The organism is Actinocorallia aurea (assembly GCF_054783995.1).
This window is the reverse complement of record NZ_BAAGPQ010000021.1, coordinates 97,206-122,151: the sequence shown is the minus strand read 5'-3', so window position 1 is coordinate 122,151 and position 24,946 is coordinate 97,206. Positions and strand designations below refer to the sequence as shown.

Sequence of the window (24,946 nt, the reverse complement as noted above, 5' to 3'; positions counted from 1 at the left end):
AGTGAGGGAGGCGCCCATGCCAGTGACCGAGTCCTCACATGACGCAGCGGTGGCCGCGCTCCGCGCGTCCTACGCCGCCATCCCGCCCGGAGCCCCGGTGCGGCTGGCGAAACCGACGTCGAACCTCTTCCGTTTCCGGGACAGCCCGGCCGCGCCCGGCCTCGACGTCGGCGGATTCGACGGGGTGCTGCGCGTCGAGGGGACGACCGCGGTCGTCCAGGGGATGACGACCTACGAGGATCTCGTGGCGGCCACCCTGCCGCACGGGATGATGCCCACGGTCGTCCCGCAGCTGAAGACCATCACCCTCGGCGGAGCCGTCACCGGGCTCGGCATCGAGTCCACGTCGTTCCGCCTCGGGCTGCCGCACGAGTCGGTCCGCGAGATGGACATCATGACCGGGGACGGCGAGATCGTCACGGCGAGCCGGGACAACGAGCACGCCGACCTCTTCTACGGCTTCCCCAACTCCTACGGGACGCTCGGCTACGCCGTCCGGCTCACCATCGACCTCGTCCCGGTGAAGCCGTTCGTCAAGGTCCGGCACGTCCGCTACACCGACGCGGCCGAGGCGGCCAGGGCGATCACCGAGATCACCGACGCCGACTTCCTGGACGGCACGGTGTTCGGCCCGGACGAGATCTACCTCTCGATCGGCACCTTCGCCGACGAGGCCCCCTATACCTCCGACTACACCGGACAGAAGATCTACTTCCGGTCCATCCAGGAACGCTCGGTCGACTACCTGACGATCCACGACTACCTGTGGCGCTGGGACACCGACTGGTTCTGGTGCTCGGGCGCCTTCGGCCTGCACCGGCCCGCGGTACGCCGCCTGTGGCCGGCCGCCAAGAAGCGCTCCGACGTGTACCGGAAGATCGTCGCCTGGGACAAACGCGCGCACTTCACCGCGCGCCTCGACCGCTGGACGGGAAAGCCGCCGCGCGAGGACGTCATCCAGGACATCGAGGTCCCCACAGAACGTCTCCCCGAGTTCCTTGAGTTCTTCCACAAGGAAGTGGGCATGAGTCCGATCTGGCTCTGCCCGCTCAAGGCACAAGAGAAGTGGCCCCTGTATCCGCTCGAACCCGGACGCAGCTACGTCAACGTCGGCTTCTGGGGGACGGTCCCGCAGCAGCCCGGCGCCCTGCCCGACCACTACAACCGGCGCATCGAGCGCGTGGTCGACTCGTTGGACGGGCATAAGTCCCTGTACTCGACGGCCTTCTACGCGCGCGACGAGTTCTGGCGCCACTACGACGGGAAGACGTACCAGGCCCTCAAGGAGCGCTACGACTCCGGTGGCCGCCTGTACGACCTTTACGACAAGTGTGTGAGGGGCACATGACCCTGGCGAAAGTCTTTGAAAGAGTCACCCACGGGGCGGACGTCCCCGTCGAGTTCGCGGCCTACGACGGGAGCCGGGCCGGGCGACCCGGCGCCGACCTGAGAGTGGAGATCCGCAGCCCCTACGCGATCTCCTACCTCGTCAGGTCACCCGGCCTGCTCGGCCTGGCCCGCGCGTACGTCGCGGGCCACATCGAGGTCCGTGGCGACATGTACACCACGCTGAGCACGCTCTCGCAGACGTTGGAGAGCATCTCGGTGAAGGACCGCCTCAGGGTGCTCGCCGGCGTCCTGGACGATCCGCTGCTGCGCGCGGCGGCCGCCACGAAGCTCGACCCGCCGTCGGTCGAGGCGCCCAAGCACGGCAGGCTCCGCCGGCACTCCAAGCGGCGGGACGCCGAGGCGATCCACCACCACTACGACGTCTCCAACCGGTTCTACGAGTGGGTGCTGGGGCCGTCGATGGCCTACACCTGCGCGGTCTACCCGGAGCAGGACTCGTCACTGGAGGAGGCGCAGTTCACCAAGCACGAGCTGGTGGCGCGCAAGCTCGGCCTCGAGCCGGGGATGCGGCTGCTGGACGTCGGCTGCGGCTGGGGCGGCATGGTCATGCACGCCGCCCGCGAGCACGGGGTGAAGGCGCTGGGCGTCACGCTGTCCAAGCAGCAGGCGGAATGGGCGCAGAAGGCCATCGCCGAGCAGGGGCTGGGCGACCTCGCCGAAGTCCGCTACATGGACTACCGCGACGTCACCGAGGAGGGCTTCGACGCGGTCAGCTCGATCGGCCTGACCGAGCACATCGGGCAGGCGAACGTGCCCGGGTACTTCGAGTTCCTGGCCGGGAAGCTGCGGCCGGGCGGGCGGATGCTGAACCACTGCATCACCCGGCCGGACAACACCCAGCCGTCGATCAAGCCGGACGGCTTCATCAACCGGTACGTCTTCCCCGACGGCGAGCTGGAGGGGCCGGGGTACCTCATCACCGCGATGAACGACCACGGGTTCGAGATCCGGCACGAGGAGAACTTCCGCGAGCACTATGCGATGACGCTGCGGGACTGGTGCCGCAACCTCGACGCGAACTGGGACGATGCGGTGGCCGAGGTCGGGCCGGAGATCGCCCGCGTGTGGCGGGTCTACATGGCCGGCTGCCGTCTCGGCTTCGAGAAGAACATGATCCAGCTCCACCAGGTCCTCGGGGTGAAGCTGACCGAGTCGCAGAGCTCGGGCATGCCGCTGCGGGCCACCTGGGCCATGTGACGCGTTGCGCGACCCTTCGGGGCGGTGATCCGGGTCCGGATCACCGCCCCGCGTGCGTGGGGGACCCGGAGCGCAGGGCCCGGCCGAGTGGCCCTGCGTGAATTGTCAGTGGCGGGGCGTAGCGTGCGCGGCATGGACGAGACACTTGTGCTGCCGGTTCCCGCCGAGCTGTGCGCGGTCTGCGTGGTCGCCGCGCCGCTGAGTCTGCCCGTGGGCCCGAGCGAGGGGGCTTTAGCGCTGGTCGAGCTGGTCGAGGCGGGGACGGCGCCGCTGCCGTGGCTGTTCGGGCCGAGCGCGCACTGCCCGCGCTGCCTGCCGGGCGGTCTCGACGTCGACGGCGCCTTGGTGCGCCGGATGCGCGAGGCGGATTTTCATCTGCGGATCAGCGCGATGGGCGAGCCGAGCTGGCCGCCCGGCCACGTCATCGAGGCCGCGTCCGTCGCGTTCGAGCTGGCGGAGGCGACCGGCGGGATCCTTCTGGACGCCGCGACGGGCGACGTGGAGCCGTGGTCGGGGCCACCGGAGCCGTTCGAGGGGCCGGAGGAGTTCGCGGTCGCCGAGTGGGTCGGGGTGCTGCCGGTACCGGAGCCGCACGGCAGGGGCTGGACGCTGACGACGGCGGGGCTCGCCGTCCTCGGGCTGCCCGAGCTGCGCGTCACCCGGATCGCGGAGGAACTGCGGCGGCCCTGGTCCGACGTGCTCGCCGGGCTCGCCCAGCGGCTGCTGGAAGACCAGTGGGCCGATCTGGCGCGGGCTCCGACGAGCGCGTTCCGGGAGATCCCCGCCCAGGTCAGGCTGACCGCCGCCGAGGTGGGCAGGGCCACCGCGGCCTGCCCGCACCGCCGCGGCGCGGCCCTCCTCGGCCTGCGCCTCGACCCGGGCACCCCCGCCGGCCCGCCCACCCACCTGTCAGTGGTCGCCCCCACCGCGCACCTGCACCGCCACCACCCCCTGTCCTGGAGGGAGGCCGTCGTCACCGAACTGGGCTGGTGACACCGCCCGCCCGACGCCCCCGACCCTGCGGGGGCGTCGGGCCGGTGGGCCGCTTCGTTCGGCGGGGTTCCTGGTGGGGCCAGGAGCCGGGGGAGTCGCGGCTTCGTGCGGAGCCCGCGACGTGGTGGGGCGTCCGGAGGCGGGGCGTCCGGAGGTGGACGTCGCGGGTTCCGTGGGGTGGGCCCGCGACGTGGCGGGGTCAGGACAGCGTGTAGGGGAGGTGCTTGATGCCGTTGATGAAGTTGGAGAAGAGGCGGTCGGGGGCGCCGGAGCGGATCTCGGGGAAGGCGGCGAAGAGGCGGCGGAACATGACGGTGACCTCGCGGCGGGCCAGGTGCGCGCCCAGGCAGAAGTGCGGGCCGGGGCCGCCGAAGCCGATGTGCGGGTTGGGGGAGCGGGAGATGTCGAACCTGTCGGGGTCGGGGAAGACCGTCGCGTCGCGGTTCGCCGACCCGTAGTACAGGACGAGCTTCTCGCCCGCCTTGATCTCGTGGTCGTTCAGCGTGGTGTCGCGGGTGGCGGTGCGCCGCATCCAGATGACCGGGGAGACGAACCGGACGATCTCCTCGACCGCGCCGGGGGCGTTCGCGTCGTAGTCCGAGAGCAGGAGCGCGCGCTGCTCGGGGTGGGCGGTGAACAGGTGCAGGCCGTGCGAGATGGCGTTGCGCGTGGTCTCGTTGCCCGCGACCGCGAGCAGGATGAAGAACGAGCCGAGCTCCTGCGGGCTGAGCGACTCGCCGTCGATGTTGGCGTTGATGAGCAGCGAGATGAGGTCGTCGCCGTCCCCGCCCTTGCGCTCGGCGCTCAGTTCCTGCACGAGGTTCTGGAGCGTCTCGCCCGCCTCGATGAGCTTCATCATGATGCCGTCGAAGTCGTTCGACGGAAGGTACTCGGGGTCGTTGCCGGCGAGGATGACGTTCGAGGCGTCCAGCACGTCCTGGTAGGAGGACTCGGGGATGCCCATCATCTCGCAGATGATCTGCAGGGGCAGGCGGCAGGAGACGTCGAGGACGAAGTCGCCGGTGCCCTTGCCCGCCCTCAGGTCGTCGACGATCTTCTCGGCGACGGTCTCGACCTGGTCCTCGAACCGCTGGATCATGCGCGGCGAGAAGGCGCGCGAGACGATCCGGCGGATCTTGGCGTGCCGGGGGTCGTCCATGCTGATCATCGAGCCGAAGTACTCGTGCACGTCGGTCGGCATGTCGGGGATGCTGATCGCGCCCTGGCCGGAGCAGAAGTCCTGGGGCCGCCGCGAGGCCTCGACGACGTCGGCATGGGTGACCAGGGCCTTGTAGCCGGGGCCGGGTTCGCCGAAGCCCGCCGGGAGTTCGCGGAAGTGCCGCAGGGCGCCGTGTTCGCGCAGCAGGCGGAAGCCCTCGTTGCGCTCGGCGAGCGGGCGCTCCCAGAAGGCCCAGTCGGTCAGGTCGATGTCCTCGACGTTGAGCATGTCCTGCCCCTCGGGTTTAGAACAACATTCGGTTGAAGCATCATGCCAAACTCTCTACGTACACTGTATGTTACCTGGATCACAGCCAGTCGAGGATCGCGGCGTTCACCGCTTCGGGCCGCTCCACCTGGAGGAAGTGCCCGGCTCCGGGCACGATCCGGGCCTGGGAGCCCGCCGGGAGGTGCGCGGTGATCGAGGAGAGGTCGCGCGAGCCGTCCGGCCCGGCCGGACTGACGGCGTCGAGGCCGAGGCAGCCGTCGTCCTCCCCATGCAGGTACAGCAGCGGCACGTCGGCCTCTCCGGAGGGCGCCGCCGCCGCGGCCTCGCCGAGGTTCTCCGGGGCGAGCATCGCCCTGTAGTAGCCGAGTGCGGCGGCGACGTTCTCTGGTGCGCCGAGCGCGTCCGCGACGTGTCCGACGTCCTCGGTGTGCCCGGGCGACCAGTCGCGCCACAGCCCCTCGATGAAGGCGCGGTCCAGGGCCATCTCCGCCAGCGGGGTCTGGAACAGGAAGATGTAGAACGAGCGCTTGAGCTGGGCGTAGGAGAAGAAGCCGGAGAGCAGCGAGGGCAGCGGCGGGAGGGCCAGCGCGGCGCCCCTGCGCCAGCGCGACGGGTCCTGGGCGATCGCGGAGTACACCGCGGCCGCGCCCCAGTCGTGTCCGACGAGGACCGCCGAGGAGTCGCCGCCGAGGGCCTCGTGCAGCGCGTTCGCGTCGGCGCCGAGCGCCCCCGCGCGGTAGTCGCCGTCCGGCGAGGTGCCGGACGGCGCGTAGCCGCGCATGAACGGTGCGGCGACGCGGTACCCGGCGCCGGCGAGCGCGGGCGCCAGGTGGCGCCAGGAGTGCGGGGTGTCGGGGAATCCGTGCAGGAGCAGGGCCAGCGGGCCGTCGGCGGGACCGGCAGTGCGGCAGGCGAACTCGATCCCGTTGGCCTTGATCGTCGTCTCGGTCATGCCGCGACGCTACTGCGCCCGCTCTGTCACGGCCAGAACCGGATTCTGGTGCGGGGGTGGGCCTCGCCGCGCCGGGTTACTTCGGATATCGTTGCGGAAGCAGGCTATGACACAGGATTCAGTGTCAAGTGTCCGTAACGACAACGAAATAAGTTGACGTCGCGCAGGGATGAGAGATGACGGGTTCTCAGGTGAACGATCTACAGGCGGCGGCCCGCGACAACCTCTGGCTGCACTTCACCCGGCACTCGGTGCACGAGAACGGCGCCGAGGTGCCGATGATCGTCCGCGGTGACGGTGCCTACATCTACGACGACAAGGGCAAGAAGTACCTCGACGGTCTCGCCGGGCTCTTCGTGGTCCAGGCCGGGCACGGCCGCGAGGAACTCGCCGAGGCCGCGGCCAAGCAGGCCAGGGAGCTCGCGTTCTTCCCGCTGTGGTCCTACGCCCACCCCAAGGCCGCCGAACTCGCCGAGCGCCTCGTCGCGGCGGCCCCCGGCGACCTGAACCGGGTCTTCTTCACCTCCGGCGGCGGCGAGGCCGTCGAGTCGGCGTGGAAGCTCGCCAAGCAGTACTTCAAGCTCACCGGCAAGCCGCTCAAGCACAAGGTGATCAGCCGCCAGACCGCCTACCACGGCACCACCCAGGGCGCGCTGTCGATCACCGGCATCCCGGCGTTCAAGCAGCCGTACGAGCCGCTCGTGCCCTCCACGTTCCGGGTGCCGAACACCAACTTCTACCGGGCGCCCGAGCACGGCGAGGACGTCGAGGCGTTCGGCCGCTGGGCCGCCGACCGGGTGGAGGAGGCCATCGTCTTCGAGGGCCCCGACACCGTCGCCGCCTTCTTCGTCGAGCCCGTCCAGAACGCCGGAGGCTGCTTCCCGCCGCCCCCCGGCTACTTCCAGCGGGTCCGCGAGATCTGCGACAAGTACGACGTGCTGCTCGTCTCCGACGAGGTCATCTGCGCCTACGGCAGGCTCGGCACCATGTTCGGCGCGCAGAAGTTCGACTACCTGCCCGACATCATCACCAGCGCCAAGGGACTCACCTCCGGGTACTCGCCGCTCGGCGCGATGCTCGTCAGCGACCGGCTGTTCGAGCCGTTCAAGCACGGCGACACGATGTTCGCCCACGGCTACACCTTCGGCGGCCACCCCGTCTCCGCGGCCGTCGCCCTGGCCAACCTCGACATCTTCGAGCGCGAGGACCTCCTCGGCCACGTCCTGCGCAACGAGGGGGCCTTCCGCGGCACCCTGGAGAAGCTGACCGACCTGCCGATCGTCGGCGACGTGCGCGGCGACGGCTTCTTCTACGGGATCGAACTCGTCAAGGACAAGGTCACCCGCGAGACCTTCGACGACGAGGAGTCCGAACGGCTCCTGCGCGGTTTCCTGTCCAAGGCCCTGTTCGAAGCCGGGCTGTACTGCCGCGCCGACGACCGCGGCGACCCCGTCATCCAGCTCAGCCCGCCGCTCATCGCCGACCAGTCGCACTTCGACGAGATCGAGCAGACGCTCCGCGCCGTCCTCACCGAGGCCTGGACGAAGCTGTAGGCCGATACCGCCCGCCAAGACAGGGCGGCAAGCCGTAGACACCGCGACCGCGCGCGGTGTTCACTCCGGGGTGTCGGCCCGTCCCGCACCCCGGAGGAAGCCCCCCGTGGACTACGACTATGTGATCGTCGGCGCCGGATCGGCGGGATGCGTCCTGGCCGCGCGGCTCTCGGCGGACCCCGCGGTCACCGTCGCGCTCATCGAGGCCGGAGGCGGCGACGACGCCAAGGAGTTCCGCATCCCGGCGGGATTCCCCCGACTGTTCGGGACCGAGGCCGACTGGGCCTACCGCACCGTCGCGCAGGACGCCCTGGACGGCCGCGCGCTGTACTGGCCCCGCGGCAAGGTGCTCGGCGGATCGTCCAGCATCAACGCGATGATGTGGGTGCGCGGCGGTCCCGCGGACTACGACGGCTGGGACGTGCCCGGCTGGTCCTACGCCGACGTGCTGCCCTACTTCCAGCGGGCCGAGCGCAGGGTCGGCTCCAACACGGGCGGCGTGTACGGCACCGAGGGGCCGCTGCACGTCGAGGAATTGCGCGACCCGAACACCACCACCGCGGCGTTCCTCGCGGCCTGCGCCGAAGCCGGGCACACCCGCCTCGACGAGGTCAACGGCCCCGTCGCCGAGGGGTTCGGGCCGACGCCGGTCACCCAGCGGCGCGGCAGGCGCTGGTCGGCCCACGACGCGTACCTGCGGCCGGTCCTCGACCGGCCGAACCTCACCGTCATCACCCGCGTCCAGGTCGCCAGGGTGCTCATCGACGACGGCAGGGCCGTCGGCGTCGCCTACGGGGCGCAGGAGGCCAGGGCGCGGCGGGAGGTCGTGCTGTGCGCGGGCGCGATCGGCTCCCCGCACCTGCTCCTCCTGTCCGGGGTGGGGGACCCGGACCACCTGGCCGAGCACGGCATCGAGGTGGCGCACCCCAGCCCGTCGGTGGGGCGGTACCTGGAGGACCACCTGTCCGTCCCGGTGCTGCGCGCCTGCCCGCGCAAGGTGACGCTCGCCAGCGCCGGGAGCGTGGGCGGTCTCGCCCGCTACCTCGCGCGGCGCAAGGGGCCGTTCACCTCGAACATCGGCGAGGCCGTGGCGTTCCTGCGCAGCGACGAGGCGCTGCCCGCGCCCGACCTGGAACTCGTTTTCGCGCCCGTCCCGTTCGTCGAGCACGGCCTGCGCGAGCCGTCCGGCGACGCGCTGACCATCGGGGTCGTGCTGCTCCAGCCCGACAGCGCCGGGTCCCTCCGGCTCGCCTCGGCCGACCCCGCCGTCCACCCGGCGATCGACGCCGCCTACCTGACCGGCGAGACCGACATCGCGCGGCTCGCCTTCGGGATCAAGGAGGCCGAGCGCCTCTTCGCCACCGAGGCGCTCGCTCCGTACGCGGCCGAGCCTTACGCGCCGTACACGGGCGCCGACGACCCCGCCGCCTTGCGCGCTTACATCCGGGCGCACGCCGAGACGCTCTACCACCCCGTCGGCACCTGCCGGATGGGCGTGGAGGAGACCTCGGTGGTGGACCCGGAGCTGCGCGTGCGCGGGGTCGAGGGACTACGCGTCGCCGACGCCTCGGTCCTGCCGCGGATCATCCGCGGGCACACCAACGCGCCGGCGATCATGATCGGCGAGAAGGCCGCCGACCTCATCAGGGGCTGAGGCGCGGGGCCCGGCCGCCGGGCCGGGCCCCGCCGCCGCCTAGCGCAGCTCGCGCTTGAGGATCTTGCCGGTGGCGGTCATCGGCAGCGCGTCGCGGAACTCCACGATGCGCGGGTACTTGTAGTTGGCGAACTGCTCCTTGCCCCACGCGACGAGCTCGGCCTCGGTGACCTCGACGCCCGGCGTCTTGATGACGTACGCCTTGATCTCCTCGCCGTGGCTGTCGTGCGCGACGCCCACGACGGCGGCCAGGGAGACGGCCGGGTGCGTCATGAGGACCTCTTCGATCTCCCGCGGGTAGACGTTGTAGCCGCCGCGGATGATCATGTCCTTGGAGCGGTCGACGATGAAGTAGTAGCCCTCGTCGTCGCGGGTGGCGAGGTCGCCGGTGCGGAACCAGCCGTCCCTGATCGCCTCGGCCGTCGCCTCGGGCCGGTTGTAGTAGCCCTTCATGATGTTGTGGCCGCGGATCGCGATCTCGCCAGGGCCCTCGCCCTCGATCGTCTTCCAGTCGTCGTCGATGAGCTTGAGCTCCACGCCCCACACGGGCAGGCCGATCGAGCCGGCCTTGGTCGGCCGGTCGGGGCGGTTGAACGCCGCGACCGGGGACGTCTCGGACAGGCCGTAGCCCTCAAGGATGTCCGCGCCGAACTTGGCCTTGACGCCCTTGATGACCTCCAGCGGCAGGGCGGCGCCGCCGGAGACCGCGACGCGCAGGTTCTCGGTGATCGTGGCGACGTCCTCGGCCGAGGTGTCGTCGGTCATCAGCGCCCACCACATGGTCGGGACGCCGGCGAACACGTTCACCTTCTCCTTGACCAGGAGCTCCACCGCCGCCTTGACCTCGAAGCGAGGCACCAGGACGAGGGTGGCGCGGCGGTAGACGCCGACGTTCATGACGCAGGTCTGGCCGAAGATGTGGAACAGCGGCAGCGCCACCAGGAAGGTGTCGTGCAGGGTCTTCTCGAACAGGCCGTCGGCGACCAGGGCGTTCATCATCATGTTGCCGTGGGTCAGCTCGGCGCCCTTGGGCTGGCCGGTCGTGCCGGAGGTGTAGAGCACCACGGCGGTGTCGGTCGCCTCGGTGATGACCGGCTCGAACGTCGAGGCCTGGCCCGCGAGCGCCGCCCAGAAGAGTTCGGTGCCCTCGATCGCCGGCTCGGTGGCGGCCGGGTTCGCCGGGAGCAGGAAGAAGTGCTCGCAGGCGTCGGCCTGCTGGAAGCCCGCGTAGCCCGCCTCGCCGATCGGGAGCTCGGGGGTGCCCTCGAAGCAGAACAGCGCCCGGGCGTCGGAGTCGGCGAGGTGGTAGGCGACCTCGCGCGGCTTGAGCAGGACGTTCAGGGGGACGACCACCGCGCCCGCCTTGAGGATGCCGAAGTACACCATCGGGAAGTACGGGAGGTTCGGTGAGGAGATCGCGACCTTGTCCCCCGGCCGGATGCCCCGGGCCACCAGGAGGTTCGCGACCTGGTTGGCGACCGTGTTGATGAACGCGTACGAAAGGCGCATCTCGCCGAAGACGACCGCGTCCCTGTCGGGGGTCTCGCGGGCCGCGTCCTCGATCAGCACGGACAGGTTGAGCATGGATCTACTCCTCGCGCCAGGGGCTGGGCAGTGAACTTCATGTGGGGGTGGCCACATCCAACCGTGGATCGCGATCCACATCTAGGGGTGAGAGCGCAGGGCGCACGGAAAACCCGAAGTTTCTTGCTCTTGCGCTACCCTTGGGCTATGCGATCGTGGCTGCTTCTCAGTCGGTCGCGTCGACCGAGATGACAGGTCCGAGGTCCCGAGCGTGCCCCCTTCGGCGGCAGACGACTCGGGCGGACCCGGACGGCGCGGCAGCCCCTTGCATGTGCGAGGGGCTTCTTCATTCCTAGAGGCAGCGAACCCCGAAAAGGACACCCAGTGAGCGACGAAGAGCAGCGGTACGACGCCGGAGCAGTCCAGGACAAGTGGCAGGACCGCTGGGCGGAACTCGGCACCTTCGTGGCCAGCGACGACCCCGCCGACCCCCGCGAGCGCCGCTACGTGGTGGACATGTTCCCCTACCCGTCCGGCGACCTGCACATGGGCCACGGCGAGGTCTTCGCGATCGGCGACGTGATCGCCCGGTACTGGTTCCACCAGGGCTACAACGTCCTGCACCCGATCGGCTGGGACTCCTTCGGCCTGCCCGCCGAGAACGCCGCGATCAAGCGCAACGCCCACCCCGCCGAGTGGACCTACGCCAACATCGAGACGCAGGCCAACTCCTTCCGCCGCTACGGCATCTCCTTCGACTGGACGCGCCGGCTGCACACCAGCGACCCGGACTACTACCGGTGGAACCAGTGGATGTTCACCCGGTTCTTCGAAAAGGGCCTGGCCTACCGCAAGGGCGGCCTGGTCAACTGGTGCCCGAACGACCAGACGGTGCTGGCCAACGAGCAGGTCGTGGCCGGCGAGTGCGAGCGCTGCGGTGCGACGGTCGTGCGGCGCGAGCTGACCCAGTGGTACTTCAAGATCACCGACTACGCGCAGCGGCTGCTGGATGACATGAAGCAGATCGAGGGCGGCTGGTCCGAGCGCGTGCTGACCATGCAGCGCAACTGGATCGGGCGCTCCGAGGGCGCGGACGTCACCTTCGAGATCGAGGGCCACGGGCCCGTCACCGTCTACACCACGCGCCCCGACACCCTGTACGGCGCGACCTTCTTCGTCGTCGCTGCCGACGCCCCGCTGGCCGAGCGGATCGTCAGCGATGAGCAGCGGGCGGCGCTGGCGGACTACCGGGCCGAGGTGGCCAAGCTCAACGACATCGAGCGGCTGTCCACCGACAAGGAGAAGACCGGCGTCTTCCTGGGCGTGCACGCGGTCAACCCGGTTAACGGCGAGCGGATCCCGGTGTGGGCCGCCGACTACGTGCTGGCCGACTACGGGCACGGCGCCATCATGGCGGTGCCCGCGCACGACCAGCGCGACCTGGACTTCGCCCGCGCCTTCGGCCTGCCGGTCAGGGTGGTGCTGGAGACGGGCGCCGAGGACCCGAACACTACGGGCACCGCCACCCCGGGCGAGGGCCGCCTGGTGAACTCCGGCCCGCTGGACGGGCTGAGCAAGACCGAGGCCATCTCCAAGATCATCTCCATCCTGGAGGACAAGGGCCTGGGCCACGGCACCGTCAACTTCCGGCTGCGCGACTGGCTGCTGTCCCGGCAGCGCTTCTGGGGCACGCCGATCCCGATCATCCACTGCCCGGACTGCGGCGAGGTGCCCGTCCCGGACGACCAGCTGCCCGTCACCCTGCCCGACGACCTGCGCGGCGCGGACCTGGCCCCCAAGGGCGTCTCCCCGCTGGCGGCGGCCTCGGACTGGGTCAACGTCGACTGCCCCCAGTGCGGCGGCCCCGCCAAGCGGGACACCGACACCATGGACACCTTCGTGGACTCGTCCTGGTACTTCCTGCGCTACACCTCGCCCGGCTACACCGACGGGCCGTTCGACCCCGCCAAGGTCAAGCAGTGGATGCCCGCCGACCAGTACATCGGCGGCATCGAGCACGCGGTGATGCACCTGCTGTACTGCAGGTTCTTCACCAAGGTGCTCTACGACCTGGGCATGATCGACTTCACCGAGCCCTTCACCCGGCTGCTGAACCAGGGCCAGGTGATCAACCAGGGCAAGGCCATGTCGAAGTCGCTCGGCAACGGCGTGGACCTGGGGCAGCAGATCAACGAGTTCGGGGTCGACGCGGTCCGGCTCACCATGCTGTTCGGCGGCCCGCCCGAGGACGACGTCGACTGGGCCGACGTCTCCCCGGCCGCCTCCCAGAAGTTCCTGGCCCGCGCCTACCGGGTCATGACCGACGTGGCGAGCGAGCCCGGCGTTGACTTCGCCGCGGGCGACATCGACCTGCGGCGCTTCACCCACCGGACCGTCGACGAGGTGACCCGGCTGGTCGAGGGGCACAGGTTCAACGTCGCCATCGCGCGCATGATGGAGCTGACCTCGGCCGCCCGCAAGGCGATCGACAGCGGCCCCGGCGCGGCCGACCCCGCGGTGCGCGAGGCCGCCGAGGCGCTGGCGATCATGCTCTCGGTCGCCGCCCCGTACATCACCGAGGAGGGCTGGGAGAAGCTCGGCCACGGCGCGGACGGCTCCATCGCCCGCGTCCCCTGGCCCGTCGCCGAGCCCGCGCTGCTGGTGCAGGACTCGGTGACCTGCGTGGTGCAGGTGAAGGGCAAGGTCCGCGACCGCCTGGAGGTGGCGCCGGACATCGCCGAAGGCGACCTGGAGAAGCTGGCGCTGGCCTCGGAGAAGGTCCAGGCCGCGATCGGCGACGCGACGGTGCGCAAGGTGATCGTGCGCGCGCCGAAGATCGTCAACATCGTCGTCTGATCGCCCCGCCGACTTAACAAACCGTCGGCGGCGGGTCACCCGCGCGTAACGTCGGCCGGGCACGCTGGGACCTTCCCGAGAACCGGAGGTCCCAGCGTGCCCCAGGCAGATCCAGCAGCGCGGGTGAAGCAGGCCGTCATCCTGGCCGGCGGCAACGCCACCCGGCTGCGGCCCTACACCGACCGGGTGCCCAAGGCGCTCGTCGACGTCGGCGGCAAGCCGATCCTCGACCACCAGCTCGCCTGGCTGGCCGACGAGGGGGTGGAGCACGTGGTGCTCTCCTGCGGATACCGCGCCGACGTGCTCCAGCGGCACCTGCTGGGCAGGACCTTGCCGCTGGAGGTGACCGTGGTGGTGGAGGACAGGCCGCTGGGGCGGGGCGGCGGGCTCAAGTACGCCGCGCGCGCCCTGCCGCTGCCCGACGCGCCCTGGCTGGCGCTCAACGGCGACATCGTCACCCGCTTCCCGCTCGCGGACCTCGCGTCCCGGCACGCGGAGTCGGGAGCCGCGGCGACCCTCGGCGTGGCCGCGCTGCGCACTTCCTACGGAATCGTCGACGTGGCCGCGGACGGAACCGTGCGCGGCTTCGAGACCGCGCCGGTGCTGCCGCAGAAGGTCAACGCGGGGGTCCAGCTCTTCGGCCCCGAGGCCGCGGCGCTGCTGCCGGACCTCGGCGACCACGAGCACGTCATGTTCCCCCGGCTCGCCGTGCAGGGGCGCCTGGCCGCCTACGAGATCGACGGCTACTGGCGCGCGATCGACAGCGCCAGGGACCTCTGGTGCGCCAACCGGGAACTCCGGCACCTGGAGTGGGCCGCCTGATCGTCCGGGCGGGCGGCGGGGCACGGGCGCGCAGGAGCGGGCCGGGAGTGCGGCCCCGCCCCGCCGGCGTCGCGGACGGGGCGGAGCCGCGCGGAGCGGCCGGGCCGCTCCTCAGATCTTGCGGAGGACCGCCACGACCTTGCCCAGGACGCTGGAGGAGTCACCGGGGATCGGTTCGTAGGCCGCGTTCTGGGGGAGCAGCCAGACGTGGCCGTCCTTGCGCTTGAACGTCTTGACCGTGGCCTCGCCGTCGATCATCGCCGCCACGATGTCGCCGTTGTCGGCGTCGGGCTGCTGGCGCACGACCACCCAGTCGCCGTCGGCGATGGCCGCCTCGATCATCGAGTCGCCCTGCACCTTCAGCAGGTAGTGCTCGCCCTCGCCGACGAGCTGCTTGGGCAGCGTGAAGACGTCCTCGACGGACTCCTCGGCCAGGATGGGGCCACCGGCCGCGATCCGGCCCACGAGGGGCACGTACGCGGGCTCAGGGCCGCGCGCGGCGGCCTCGCCGTCAACGGGACCCGCCTTACCCTGCATCCGGACCTCCACCGCGCGCGGGCGGTTCGGATCGCGGCGCAGGAAGCCCTTGCGCTGCAGGGTGCGCAGCTGATGGGAGACGCTGGACGTGCTGGTCAGGCCGACCGCCTCGCCGATCTCGCGCATCGACGGCGGGTAGCCGCGGCGCTGGACCGAGTCCCGGATCACCTCAAGTACCATGCGCTGGCGCTGGGTGAGGCCGCCTTCGTCCAGGGGTTCCTCAGGTGTCTGGGAGACCTTGCTCATGGCGCCTTCCCCTCCTTCGTGCACGAGTTGGCTTGCTTGCTCTTGGCCAGTCTTCGCCGCCCGTGGAGCGCGGCTCCGACACGGAGCGTCGCCACATTCCGTCGCCGCATATCCGCCACCACATAGCGTCACAGATCTGAACGTTAGCGTGTCCGCGACCACCATCGTACATCCGTTCTATCGAATCTGCATTCGAGGGGTGCGGGTGCGGGGTCGAAGATCGCCACTCGACACGCCGGTGGCCGGTACGTGACGGGCGCTACAACGCACGGGGCCCTTTCGGCTTGCGTTGCCAAGATCATAGGCCTAGGTTTAGGGACCACAACATCTAGTAGTTACACGGATGTAGTTCACCACAGCTTGTGTTCTGTCGGTGAATGGTTGACGCCGGAGGAACGGGAAGGAGACGGACGTGCACTGCCCGTTCTGCCGTAACCCGGACAGCCGCGTCATAGACAGCAGGTCCACGGAGGACGGTGCCGCCATCCGCCGCAGGCGCTCCTGCCCAGAGTGCAACAAGCGCTTCACCACTCAGGAGAACGTGCTCCAGATGGTGGCCAAGCGCAGCGGCGTGACCGAGCCGTTCCTCCGGGAGAAGATCATCGCCGGGGTGCGCAGGGCCTGCCAGGGCCGCCCGGTCGACGAGGACGCGCTCGCCCTGCTGGGCCAGCGGGTCGAAGAGGCCATCCGGGCGACCGGCTCCGCGGAGATCCAGTCCCACGAGATCGGACTGGCGATCCTGGGGCCCCTGCAGGAGCTGGACGAGGTCGCCTATCTGCGCTTCGCCTCGGTGTATCGGGGATTCGAGTCGCTCGACGACTTCGAGAAAGAGATCAACGCTCTGCGTCGGACCACGCCGCCGGAATGAGGAAGCCGGCGAACGCGCTGTAGCTGACGCGAGCGCACAGCAAACACCCACGCCCCCTCCGGCTCATCCGGCGGAGGGCGTGATCCGTCATGTGCGAGCAAGGGCCCTTGCGGGAGGGCCCAGATGAAGGGGGAAGACATGACAGAGACGGTCAGCGGACCGGCTCGTCGTGGCAAGACCACGGTGCGCAAGGGGCTGAAGATGCGCCGAATCTTCACCAAGCCCGGGGTGCACCCCTACGACGAGATCACCTGGGAACGCCGTGATGTCGTCATGACCAACTGGCGGGACGGCTCGATCAACTTCGAGCAGCGCGGTGTGGAGTTCCCCGACTTCTGGTCGGTCAACGCGGCCAACATCGTCACCACCAAGTACTTCCGCGGCGCGGTCGGCACCTCGCAGCGCGAGTGGAGCCTGAAGCAGCTCATCGACCGCGTCGTCCGGGTCTACACCGAGACCGGCCGCGAGCACGGCTACTTCGCCACCGAGGAAGACGCCGAGATCTTCGAGCACGAGCTGAAGTACACGCTCGCCCACCAGGTCTTCGCGTTCAACTCGCCGGTGTGGTTCAACGTCGGCACCAAGTCGCCGCAGCAGGTCAGCGCGTGCTTCATCCTGTCCGTGGACGACCAGATGGAGTCGATCCTGGACTGGTACAAGGAAGAGGGCGTGATCTTCAAGGGAGGCTCCGGTTCCGGGGTCAACCTCTCGCGCATCCGCTCGTCCAAGGAGCTCCTGTCGTCCGGTGGCACCGCCTCCGGCCCGGTCTCCTTCATGCGCGGCGCCGACGCGTCCGCCGGGACGATCAAGTCGGGCGGCGCGACCCGCCGGGCGGCCAAGATGGTCGTCCTGGACGTCGACCACCCCGACATCGCCGAGTTCATCCAGACCAAGGCCCGCGAAGAGGACAAGATCCGGGCCCTGCGCGACGCCGGCTTCGACATGGACCTGGGCGGCAAGGACATCGTCTCCGTCCAGTACCAGAACGCCAACAACAGCGTCCGCGTCTCGGACGAGTTCATGCGCGCGGTCGAGACCGGCGGCGACTTCGGGCTGCGCGCCCGGCTCAACGGCGAGGTCATCGAGACCATCAAGGCCAAGGACCTCTTCCGGCTCATGGCCCAGGCCGCCTGGGAGTGCGCCGACCCCGGCATTCAGTACGACGACACGATCAACGACTGGCACACCTCGCCGGAGACCGGCCGGATCACCGCCTCGAACCCGTGCTCGGAGTACCTGCACCTGGACAACTCCTCGTGCAACCTCGCCAGCATCAACCTGCTGAAGTTCCTGCGCGAGGACAACACCTTCGACGTCGAGTCGTTCCGCGACCTCGTCGAGCTGATCATCACCGCGATGGACATCTCGATCACGTTCGCCGACTTCCCGACCGAGCGGATCACTGAGACGACGCGGGCGTTCCGCCAGCTCGGCATCGGCTACGCCAACCTCGGCGCGCTGCTCATGGCCACCGGCCACGCCTACGACTCCGAAGGCGGCCGGTCCATCGCCGCGGCGATCACCTCGCTCATGACGGGCACCGCCTACCGGCGCTCGGCCGAGCTGGCCGCCGCCGTCGGCCCGTACGACGGCTACGCCCGCAACGCCGACGCGCACAAGCGCGTCATGCGCAAGCACGCCGCCGCCAACGACCACGTCCGCACCCTGGACGCGATGGACAAGGCGATCCACACCGAGGCCACCCGGGAGTGGGCCGAGTGCCTGCGCCTCGGTGACAAGAACGGCTACCGCAACGCCCAGGCCTCGCTCCTGGCGCCGACCGGCACCATCGGCCTGATGATGGACTGCGACACGACCGGCATCGAGCCGGACCTGGCGCTGAAGAAGTTCAAGAAGCTCGTCGGCGGCGGCTCCATGGAGATCGTCAACCACACGGTGCCGCGCGCGCTGCGCATGCTCGGCTACCAGGAGGAGCAGGTCGAGGCGGTCATCGGCTACATCGCCGAGCACGGCCACATCGTCGACGCCCCGGGCCTCAAGCGCGAGCACTACGAGGTGTTCGACTGCGCGATGGGCGAGCGGTCCATCAGCCCGATGGGCCACGTCCGGATGATGGCGGCGACCCAGCCGTTCCTGTCCGGCGCGATCTCCAAGACCGTCAACATGCCGGAGACGGCGACCGTCGAGGACATCGAGAAGGTGTACTTCGAGGGCTGGAAGATGGGCCTCAAGGCGCTCGCCATCTACCGCGACAACTGCAAGGTCGGCCAGCCGCTGTCGGTCGCCAAGAAGAAGGAGGAGCCGGCCGCGGTGGCCGCTCCCGTCGTGGCGGTTCCCGCCGTGCCCGCCGCCCCGGCCCGTCCGGTGCGGAGGCGCCTGCCGAAGAAGCGTCCGGCGACGGTCACGCGCTTCTCCGTCGCGGGCGCCGAGGGCTACATGACGGCTTCGTCGTACCCCGACAACGGGCTCGGCGAGGTCTTCCTGAAGCTCGGCAAGCAGGGCTCCACCCTTGCGGGCGTCATGGACGCGTTCTCCATGGCCATCTCCATCAGCCTCCAGTACGGGGTGCCGCTGGAGACGTGGGTCGAGAAGTTCACCAACATGCGCTTCGAGCCCGCGGGCATGACCGACGACCCGGACATCCGGATGGCGACGTCCTTCATGGACTACATCTTCCGCCGTCTGGCGCTGGACCACCTGCCGTACGAGTCCCGCGCCGAGCTGGGCATCTTCTCGGCCGAGGAGCGCGCCCTGCAGGTGTCCGGTGAGGACCCGGCGTCCCTGCACACCGCCGAGGACGTCCAGGCCCTCGCCCAGTCGGCCCCGGTCGACCAGGCCCCGGCCCAGCCCGCGGTGGCGGCCCCGCCCGTCATCCAGATCCAGTCGGCCCCGGTCGACGCGACCGAGTCCCACGGCCGCCGCACCGCCGACGCCCCCATGTGCATGACCTGCGGCACCAACATGCGCCCCGCAGGCTCCTGCTACGTCTGCGAAGGCTGCGGCTCCACCAGCGGCTGCAGCTGACCCCTCGCACCACCCGTAGGGCGGCGAAGCACCGGCTTCGCCGCCCTACGGCGTGCTCAGCGCCCCGCGGCCCCGGGAGTGAGCTCGGGGCCGCGCCCGGCGATCGTCGAGCGGCTGCCGGTAGGTGATGTCGGGGTCGAGGTGGGCGGGTGCGATCACCAAGGCCTCTCGTGATCAGTGGGCGTTGGCCCGCCGTTCTCAGGCCGCGCATATCGCGTCCCTGGCCGCCGCGATCAGCGCGATCGGCTGTGGGCTCTGCCTGCCGGTCGGGCAGAAGGGCGCCAGGGGTGTGCCGGGCGGGTACCGGACCGCGGGGTCGAGTGAGCAGGACTGGCGTGATCCTGGGTGTGAGGGAACCTGCCCGGCCCGGACTGGAGGGCGGACACGATCCGCCGCTCCACCGGGCGCGTGAAAGCAGAGGACCGGTCTGTCCAGCACAGTTCGGGACCGACGCACTGACCCCGGGGGGACACTCCTGGACAGTGCTCAAGAAACGGTTGAGGTGTCAGTGGGTGTCGGGTGGAGGGTGGGGGCGTGGATGAGGGGATGACCGTGGCGCAGGTGGCGCGGGTCGTCGGGGTCTCGGCGCGGAACGTGCGGTTCTGGGTCGAGGCCGGGGTCGTGCAGGCCTCGGCGAGGTCGGGGGGCGGGTATCGGCTGTTCGACGCCGAGGCCGTCGCCCGGGTGGAGCTGGTGGCGACGCTGCGGGGGCTCGGGATCGGGCTGGAAGAGGTCCGGCGGGTGCTCGCGCGGAGTGCGACCGTGGCGGAGGTGGCCGGAGCGCATGTGAAGGCGCTCGACGCCGAGATCCGGGTGCTGCGGCTGCGGCGGGCCGTTCTCTCGTCCGTCGCCCGGAGGGAGAGCACGGTGGAGGAGATGAGAGTGGTGCACGAGTTGGCGCGGCTGTCGGCGCGGGAGCGGCAGCGGATGATCGACGAGTTCGTGGCGGAGATCGTCGAGGGCGTGGCCGAGGACGCGCCCGCGCGGGGGATCGCCGAGAGCATGCGGCGGCTGCCCGCGGATCTTCCGGACGAGCCGACGGCCGCGCAGGTCGACGCGTGGGCGGAGCTGGCAGGGCTCGTCGGCGACCCCGGCTTCAAGGCGCGGGTCCGGGAGATGGCCGTCGCCGGGCGGGGTCAGGAGGAACTCGAACACGGGCCCGACTACCACACGGTGATGGAGCACGCGGGGAGGGCGCTGGCCGAGGGCGTCGCGCCGGACTCGGCGGAGGGACGGGACGTTCTGGCCCGGATCGTGCCCGCCGACACCCCGGCCGGGGTCCGCGCGCGGATCGCGGAGCAGTTGGAGACGTTCGCGGACGCGCGCGTCGAGCGGTACTGGCAGCTGCTGAGCGTTCTCAACGGGCGGCTGCCGCAGCCCGCGGCCGTCCCCGCGTTCACCTGGGTGATCGAGGCGCTGCGCGCGCAGGGGTGAGCGAGGTGAAGAGCCCGGCGCCGGGGAGAGTTCGGCGCCGGGCTCGGCCCCCGGCGGCTCGGAGGGGTCTCAGACGACGGAGCGGCCCAGCCGCATGCGGCGGCGGAAGTCCCAGAGGTAGACGTTGAAGGGGAACTTGCGCGCGACGGGCGGAAGGGCGCGGTTCAGGGTCGCGGAGGCGTGCACGAACCTGTCGAACAGCGCCTGGGACCGCTTGTTCCACGGCAGGCCCAGTTCGTCGCGGAACTCCTGGGGCAGGAAGCCCGTGCAGATGAAGCGGGAGAGCGGGCCCAGGGCGGCGCCGACGGGGCCGGGCAGGAACTCCAGGCCGGCGAGGTCGCGCAGGAAGGCGCGGGTGTACTCGTCGGTGGTCAGCGAGCCCAGGGAGTCGTTCCAGTACTTGGCGAAGGCCTCGCGGTCGGCGGGCCACATGTCGCGCGGGACCTGGAGGCTGGTGGCCAGGCGGGAGGAGTGCTGGTAGAGCTCCTCCCACTCCTTGTCGGTGAAGGTCAGCTCCAGCGCGTTGATCATGTCCTCGGTGCCCTTGTAGAGGCACGCGGCGACCCAGAGCTGGAGTTCGCGGTCGAACGCGTTGTACTTGACCTTGTCGCCGGGCCTGGAGACGACCTGCCGGTGCGCGCGGTTGATCTCCTCGCGCATGAACGCGCGCTCGGCGGCGGTGCCGTGGGTGGCGACGACGAGGAAGGTGAGGGTGGTGCGCAGGCGCTTGATCGGGTGCTTGTCGAGCCGTCCGCTGTCCACCCGGCTCTCCGCGACGCCGTAGCCGACCTTGAGGTTGGACAGCTGCATCAGCACATTGGGGAGGCCGAGAGCCATGGCGTACCAGCTCAGTGTCGCCTGGACCGCGCGCGGGACGGGACCGTCCTCCGGGATGGGCTGGTCCTTCGGCAGGGGCGAGACGGGGCTCGTCATGGGGGGTCCCTCCGGGGTGGGGCGGCTCCGGACGGACTTACGGTCTCGCAGTAAGTGAGCACTTGCAACATGGTGCGCGTCACACTTCCATGCCATTACGGAGTGTTCTCTCCCAATGGCATGCCGTAGCCGTCATAGGATGGCGCGCGACGCGGCACCGTGCATGGCGCGCTACGGTTCCGGGTGTTATGTGAGGGGGCGTGGGTGTCCACGCCCCCTTTTCCCGCTTCCGACCTTCTTCCGCCCCGCTCGGCCGAGCCGCGCCCCGTCCGCGGGCCTGGGATGATGGCCCGCGTGGCTGCCGGATACGAGGTCGAGGAACAACTGCGCGCCGCGGGCGCGACCCGCGTCGCGGGGATCGACGAGGTGGGCCGCGGCGCCTGGGCGGGGCCCGTCGTGGTCTGCGCGGCGGTCGCCGACCTCACCGCGCCGCCCGAACTGCCCCGCGGCAGGCGCCCGCCGGTGCGGCTCACCGACTCCAAGCTGCTGAGCGCCGCGCACCGGGCCGCCTTCGCCGAGGTGCTGCCCGGCTGGCTGAGCGGCTGGGCGCTGGGCGAGGCCTCCCCCCGCGAGATCGACGAACTGGGCATGACCGCCGCCCTGCGCAAGGCCGCCGTGCGCGCGCTCGAAGCCCTTCCCGAACGCCCCGACATGGTGATCGTCGACGGCGCGCACGACTTCCTCGGCGCCCCGTGGCGGGTGCGCACCGAGGTGAAGGCCGACCAGCGGTCCGTGACGGTCGCGGCCGCCTCGGTCCTCGCCAAGGTGCACCGCGACCGGTACATGGCGGAGTTGCCAGGCGGCGCCGAGTACGGCTTCGCCGAGAGCGCGGGCTATCCCTCGCCCGTCCACCAGGGCGCGCTGGAGCGGCTCGGCCCGACGGAGCACCACAGGCTCTCCTGGTCCTATATGGACGATCTGCCCCAGTGGCGGCACCTCAAGGTGCACCGCGATCCGCTCGCCGGCGAGGGCCAGCTCAGCCTCCTGTAGCCGCGCCGGGGCGGTTCGCCGCCCCGCTGCGCCGATCATCCGATGGTGCCTGTGGGACGGGTGCGACCGACGTTTCGGCTGCGAAGTGATCCCGCCGACGAAAACCACGGTTGCGGGGTGTGGCGCTGGACTCGCGGCCGGTCAGCGGTCAGGCTGTCGGTTCAAGATGGGAGCGTCGGGACGAATCGTGATCCACCCGCCCACGGGAGCGGCGCGGGACCTTTTCGAGCGCGCACGCGGCGGATATTTTCGGATGCACTCTGGTCTCAGGCGGCTCGCGGGGATCTTGTTGCTGGCGGTCTGCCTCACCGTCGCGGTGACGGCGGGACTTCCGGTGCCGAGCACCTTGGTGGGAGCCATCGTCGCGCTGGTGGTGGTCGATCTGACGCTTCGCTCCCCGGCCGGCACCGCCGTGCTGGCGGTGACGGCATGCTGGTTCGCCCTCGTGGTGCCGCTCGCGCGGATGTACCCCGAGGGCGCCTACCAGGGCCTCGCGCTCGCCCTGCTCGCCCTTCCCGTCGCCATGGCCTCCCTGCGGCTGCGCGGCTATGTGCCGTGGCGGAGCGCGCTCTGGGCGCTGGCCGTCGCCGGGCTGCTCACCACGGCGCTCGCCGACCTCGCCCCGCGGCTGCACGCCGGTCCCGCTTGGGCGGGCGCCGTCCTGGTGCTCGCCTACCGGTGGGACAGGGCGCGCCGGGTCGTCGCGGCGGACTCCTACGACTCGGGCTGGGTCGAGGAGGCCGCCCCCGCGCCCGTGCCCGTGCGGGCCCCCGTGCCGCAGTTGCCCCCGCCGCAGCCCCCGCCCGTCGTCCCCGTGCCGCGCCCGCCCCATGAGGAGCCGCGACCGTCCGTCGCCGCGGCGCTCGCGGAACTCGAGGACATGATCGGGCTGGAGCCGGTGAAGCAGCAGGTCCGCTCGATCGCCGCCTCGATCGAGGCAGCGCACCTGCGGGCCGAGGCAGGGGTCCCGATCGAGAAGCCGCTGCGGCACCTCGTCTTCGCGGGGCCCTCGGGCACGGGCAAGACGACGGTCGCCCGCACCCTCGCCACGATCTTCTACGCCTTCCGGCTGCTGCCCTCGGCCCGGGTCGTCGAGGTCCACCGGGCCGACCTGGTGGGGGAGTACCTGGGCGCGACCGCGATCAAGACCAACGAGGTGGTGGACTCCGCGGTCGGCGGGGTGCTGTTCGTCGACGAGGCGTACTCGCTGGTCAACGCGGGCGACGGCCAGGCCGACAGGTTCGGCAACGAGGCGGTCCAGGCGCTGCTGAAGCGCGCCGAGGACGACCGGGACAACCTCGTCATCATCCTCGCGGGCTACGAGGCGGAGATGGAGGGGTTCCTGGACTCCAACCCGGGCCTGGCCTCCCGGTTCGGCACCCGCGTCCTGTTCCCCAGCTACCTTCCCGGGGAACTGCTGGAGATCTGCCGGACCCACACCGAGGCGCGCGGCGACCGCCTCTCGGCCGACGCGCTCGACCACCTCGCCGCGTGCTTCGAGGAGGTCCGCCGCCGCGGCATCGTCGACCAGCTCGGCAACGGCCGCTTCGTCCGCTCGCTCGCCGAGGGCGCCTCGCGCGCCCGCGACCTGCGCGTGGTCTCGCGCAGCGCGCATCCTTCGGCCGCCGAACTGGTGACGATCCGGGCCGAAGACGTCCGGGTCGCCTACGACGAGCTGACCGCCCGCTACCGCGGCTACGCCGAGACCCCGACCCTGGAGGAGGCGATCGGGTCGCTCGACGGCATGATCGGGCTGGAGCCGGTGAAGCTCCAGGTCCGCCAGATCGCCGCGCAGCTCCAGGTCAGGAGGCTGCGCGCGGCCCAGGGGCTGCCCGCCCAGCCGCCGATGCGGCACTTCGTCTTCACCGGCCCTCCGGGCACCGGCAAGACGTCGGTGGCACGGGTCCTCGGCCGGATCTTCGCCGCGCTCGGCCTGCTCAGCCGCCCCGACGTCGTGGAGGTCTCCCGCGCGGACCTCGTCGGCGAGCACCTGGGGGCGACCGCGCTCAAGACCAACCGGGTGATCGACTCCGCGCTCGGCGGGGTGCTGTTCGTCGACGAGGCCTACAGCCTGATCGGCACCGGGTACTCCGGCGGCGACGCGTTCGGCCACGAGGCGGTGCAGACCCTGCTGAAGCGCGCCGAGGACGACCGGGACAGGCTCGTGATCGTCCTCGCGGGCTATCCGCGGGACATGGAGCGGCTGCTCGCGGCCAACCCGGGGCTGGCCTCGCGCTTCGACACCCGGGTGCCGTTCCCGAGCTACGGTCCGGACGAGCTGCTGCGCATCGCGGTGTCGCACGCCGCCGAGAACGGAGACCACTGGGCCGACGAGGCCCTGGACGACCTCGCGCTGGTGTTCCAGCGCGCCTGCGGTCAGGGCGCGATCGACGCGCTCGGCAACGCGCGCTTCGCCAGGACCGTCTACGAGCGGTCGTGCGCGGCGCGCGACGTGCGGGTCTCGGCGCTGTCCGCGCCGACCACCGGCGACCTGACGACGCTCACCCAGGGGGACATCCGCGGCGTCGAGTGAGGTGCCTGTGCG

The 24,946-nt window shown here is 70.8% G+C and carries 17 protein-coding genes; 12 read left to right on the top strand and 5 right to left on the bottom strand.

From position 1 onward, the window contains the following. Nucleotides 1–16: 16 nt before the first annotated feature. The 3 genes from ACYVOM_RS25575 to ACYVOM_RS25565 all read left to right on the top strand — a co-directional run bounded on the left by ACYVOM_RS25575 (nt 17) and on the right by ACYVOM_RS25565 (nt 3,600). Nucleotides 17–1,348, top strand: a complete 1,332-nt coding sequence (locus ACYVOM_RS25575) for an FAD-binding oxidoreductase (RefSeq protein WP_460306036.1) — start codon at nt 17–19, stop codon at nt 1,346–1,348. After that, nucleotides 1,345–2,607 (top strand): class I SAM-dependent methyltransferase, encoded by a 1,263-nt coding sequence (locus ACYVOM_RS25570; protein WP_460306035.1) that lies wholly within the window; start codon nt 1,345–1,347, stop codon nt 2,605–2,607. The genes ACYVOM_RS25575 and ACYVOM_RS25570 overlap by 4 nt, the downstream gene beginning before the upstream one ends. A gap of 132 nt (nt 2,608–2,739) precedes the next feature. Further along, nucleotides 2,740–3,600: a hypothetical protein gene (locus ACYVOM_RS25565; protein WP_460306034.1), complete on the top strand. Its 861-nt coding sequence runs from the start codon at nt 2,740–2,742 to the stop codon at nt 3,598–3,600. Between the two features lie 199 nt (nt 3,601–3,799). Here the strand turns inward: ACYVOM_RS25565 and ACYVOM_RS25560 are convergent, their stop codons facing one another. Both ACYVOM_RS25560 and ACYVOM_RS25555 read right to left on the bottom strand, forming a co-directional pair. Then, nucleotides 3,800–5,047, bottom strand: coding sequence for a cytochrome P450 (locus ACYVOM_RS25560; protein WP_460306033.1), 1,248 nt, complete (start codon nt 5,045–5,047; stop codon nt 3,800–3,802). A gap of 79 nt (nt 5,048–5,126) precedes the next feature. Then, entirely contained in the window at nt 5,127–5,999 is an 873-nt protein-coding gene (locus ACYVOM_RS25555) for an alpha/beta fold hydrolase (protein ID WP_460306032.1), read from the bottom strand. A gap of 176 nt (nt 6,000–6,175) precedes the next feature. Between ACYVOM_RS25555 and ACYVOM_RS25550 the strand changes: the two genes are divergently transcribed. After that, a complete protein-coding gene (locus tag ACYVOM_RS25550; RefSeq protein WP_460306031.1) occupies nt 6,176–7,552 on the top strand; it encodes an aspartate aminotransferase family protein in 1,377 nt (458 codons plus the stop codon). A 106-nt stretch (nt 7,553–7,658) separates the two neighbouring features. Then, entirely contained in the window at nt 7,659–9,206 is a 1,548-nt protein-coding gene (locus ACYVOM_RS25545) for a GMC family oxidoreductase (protein WP_460306030.1), read from the top strand. A gap of 39 nt (nt 9,207–9,245) precedes the next feature. Here ACYVOM_RS25545 and ACYVOM_RS25540 read toward each other — a convergent pair whose 3' ends face one another. Next, the gene (locus ACYVOM_RS25540) at nt 9,246–10,790 is read right to left on the bottom strand and encodes a long-chain-fatty-acid--CoA ligase (RefSeq protein WP_460306029.1); all 1,545 of its coding nucleotides are present in this window, start codon (nt 10,788–10,790) and stop codon (nt 9,246–9,248) included. 324 nt (nt 10,791–11,114) lie between these two features. On the opposite strand from ACYVOM_RS25540, the gene leuS reads away from it, so the two are divergent. Together leuS and ACYVOM_RS25530 are read left to right on the top strand one after the other, a co-directional pair. Continuing rightward, on the top strand, nt 11,115–13,586 hold the full coding sequence (gene leuS / locus ACYVOM_RS25535) for a leucine--tRNA ligase (protein WP_460306028.1): 2,472 nt from the start codon (nt 11,115–11,117) through the stop codon (nt 13,584–13,586). Nucleotides 13,587–13,682: 96 nt separating this feature from the next. After that, nucleotides 13,683–14,408, top strand: coding sequence for a nucleotidyltransferase family protein (locus ACYVOM_RS25530; protein WP_460306027.1), 726 nt, complete (start codon nt 13,683–13,685; stop codon nt 14,406–14,408). A gap of 111 nt (nt 14,409–14,519) precedes the next feature. On the opposite strand, the gene lexA is transcribed toward ACYVOM_RS25530, so the two are convergent. Continuing rightward, nucleotides 14,520–15,191 (bottom strand): transcriptional repressor LexA, encoded by a 672-nt coding sequence (lexA, locus tag ACYVOM_RS25525; protein ID WP_460306026.1) that lies wholly within the window; start codon nt 15,189–15,191, stop codon nt 14,520–14,522. A gap of 412 nt (nt 15,192–15,603) precedes the next feature. On the opposite strand from lexA, the gene nrdR reads away from it, so the two are divergent. From nrdR to ACYVOM_RS25510, 3 genes are all read left to right on the top strand, one after another. Further along, nucleotides 15,604–16,059, top strand: coding sequence for a transcriptional regulator NrdR (gene nrdR / locus ACYVOM_RS25520; protein WP_460306025.1), 456 nt, complete (start codon nt 15,604–15,606; stop codon nt 16,057–16,059). Between the two features lie 138 nt (nt 16,060–16,197). After that, the gene (locus ACYVOM_RS25515) at nt 16,198–19,044 is read left to right on the top strand and encodes a vitamin B12-dependent ribonucleotide reductase (protein ID WP_460306024.1); all 2,847 of its coding nucleotides are present in this window, start codon (nt 16,198–16,200) and stop codon (nt 19,042–19,044) included. Between the two features lie 546 nt (nt 19,045–19,590). Beyond that, entirely contained in the window at nt 19,591–20,478 is an 888-nt protein-coding gene (locus ACYVOM_RS25510; protein ID WP_460306023.1) for a MerR family transcriptional regulator, read from the top strand. Nucleotides 20,479–20,547: 69 nt separating this feature from the next. Here ACYVOM_RS25510 and ACYVOM_RS25505 read toward each other — a convergent pair whose 3' ends face one another. Continuing rightward, a complete protein-coding gene (locus ACYVOM_RS25505) occupies nt 20,548–21,411 on the bottom strand; it encodes an oxygenase MpaB family protein (protein ID WP_460306022.1) in 864 nt (287 codons plus the stop codon). Between the two features lie 285 nt (nt 21,412–21,696). On the opposite strand from ACYVOM_RS25505, the gene ACYVOM_RS25500 reads away from it, so the two are divergent. Together ACYVOM_RS25500 and ACYVOM_RS25495 are read left to right on the top strand one after the other, a co-directional pair. Next, complete coding sequence (locus tag ACYVOM_RS25500) at nt 21,697–22,401, top strand: ribonuclease HII (RefSeq protein WP_460306021.1); 705 nt, start codon at nt 21,697–21,699, stop codon at nt 22,399–22,401. Nucleotides 22,402–22,654: 253 nt separating this feature from the next. Further along, entirely contained in the window at nt 22,655–24,934 is a 2,280-nt protein-coding gene (locus ACYVOM_RS25495) for an AAA family ATPase (RefSeq protein WP_460306020.1), read from the top strand. Nucleotides 24,935–24,946: the final 12 nt, after the last annotated feature.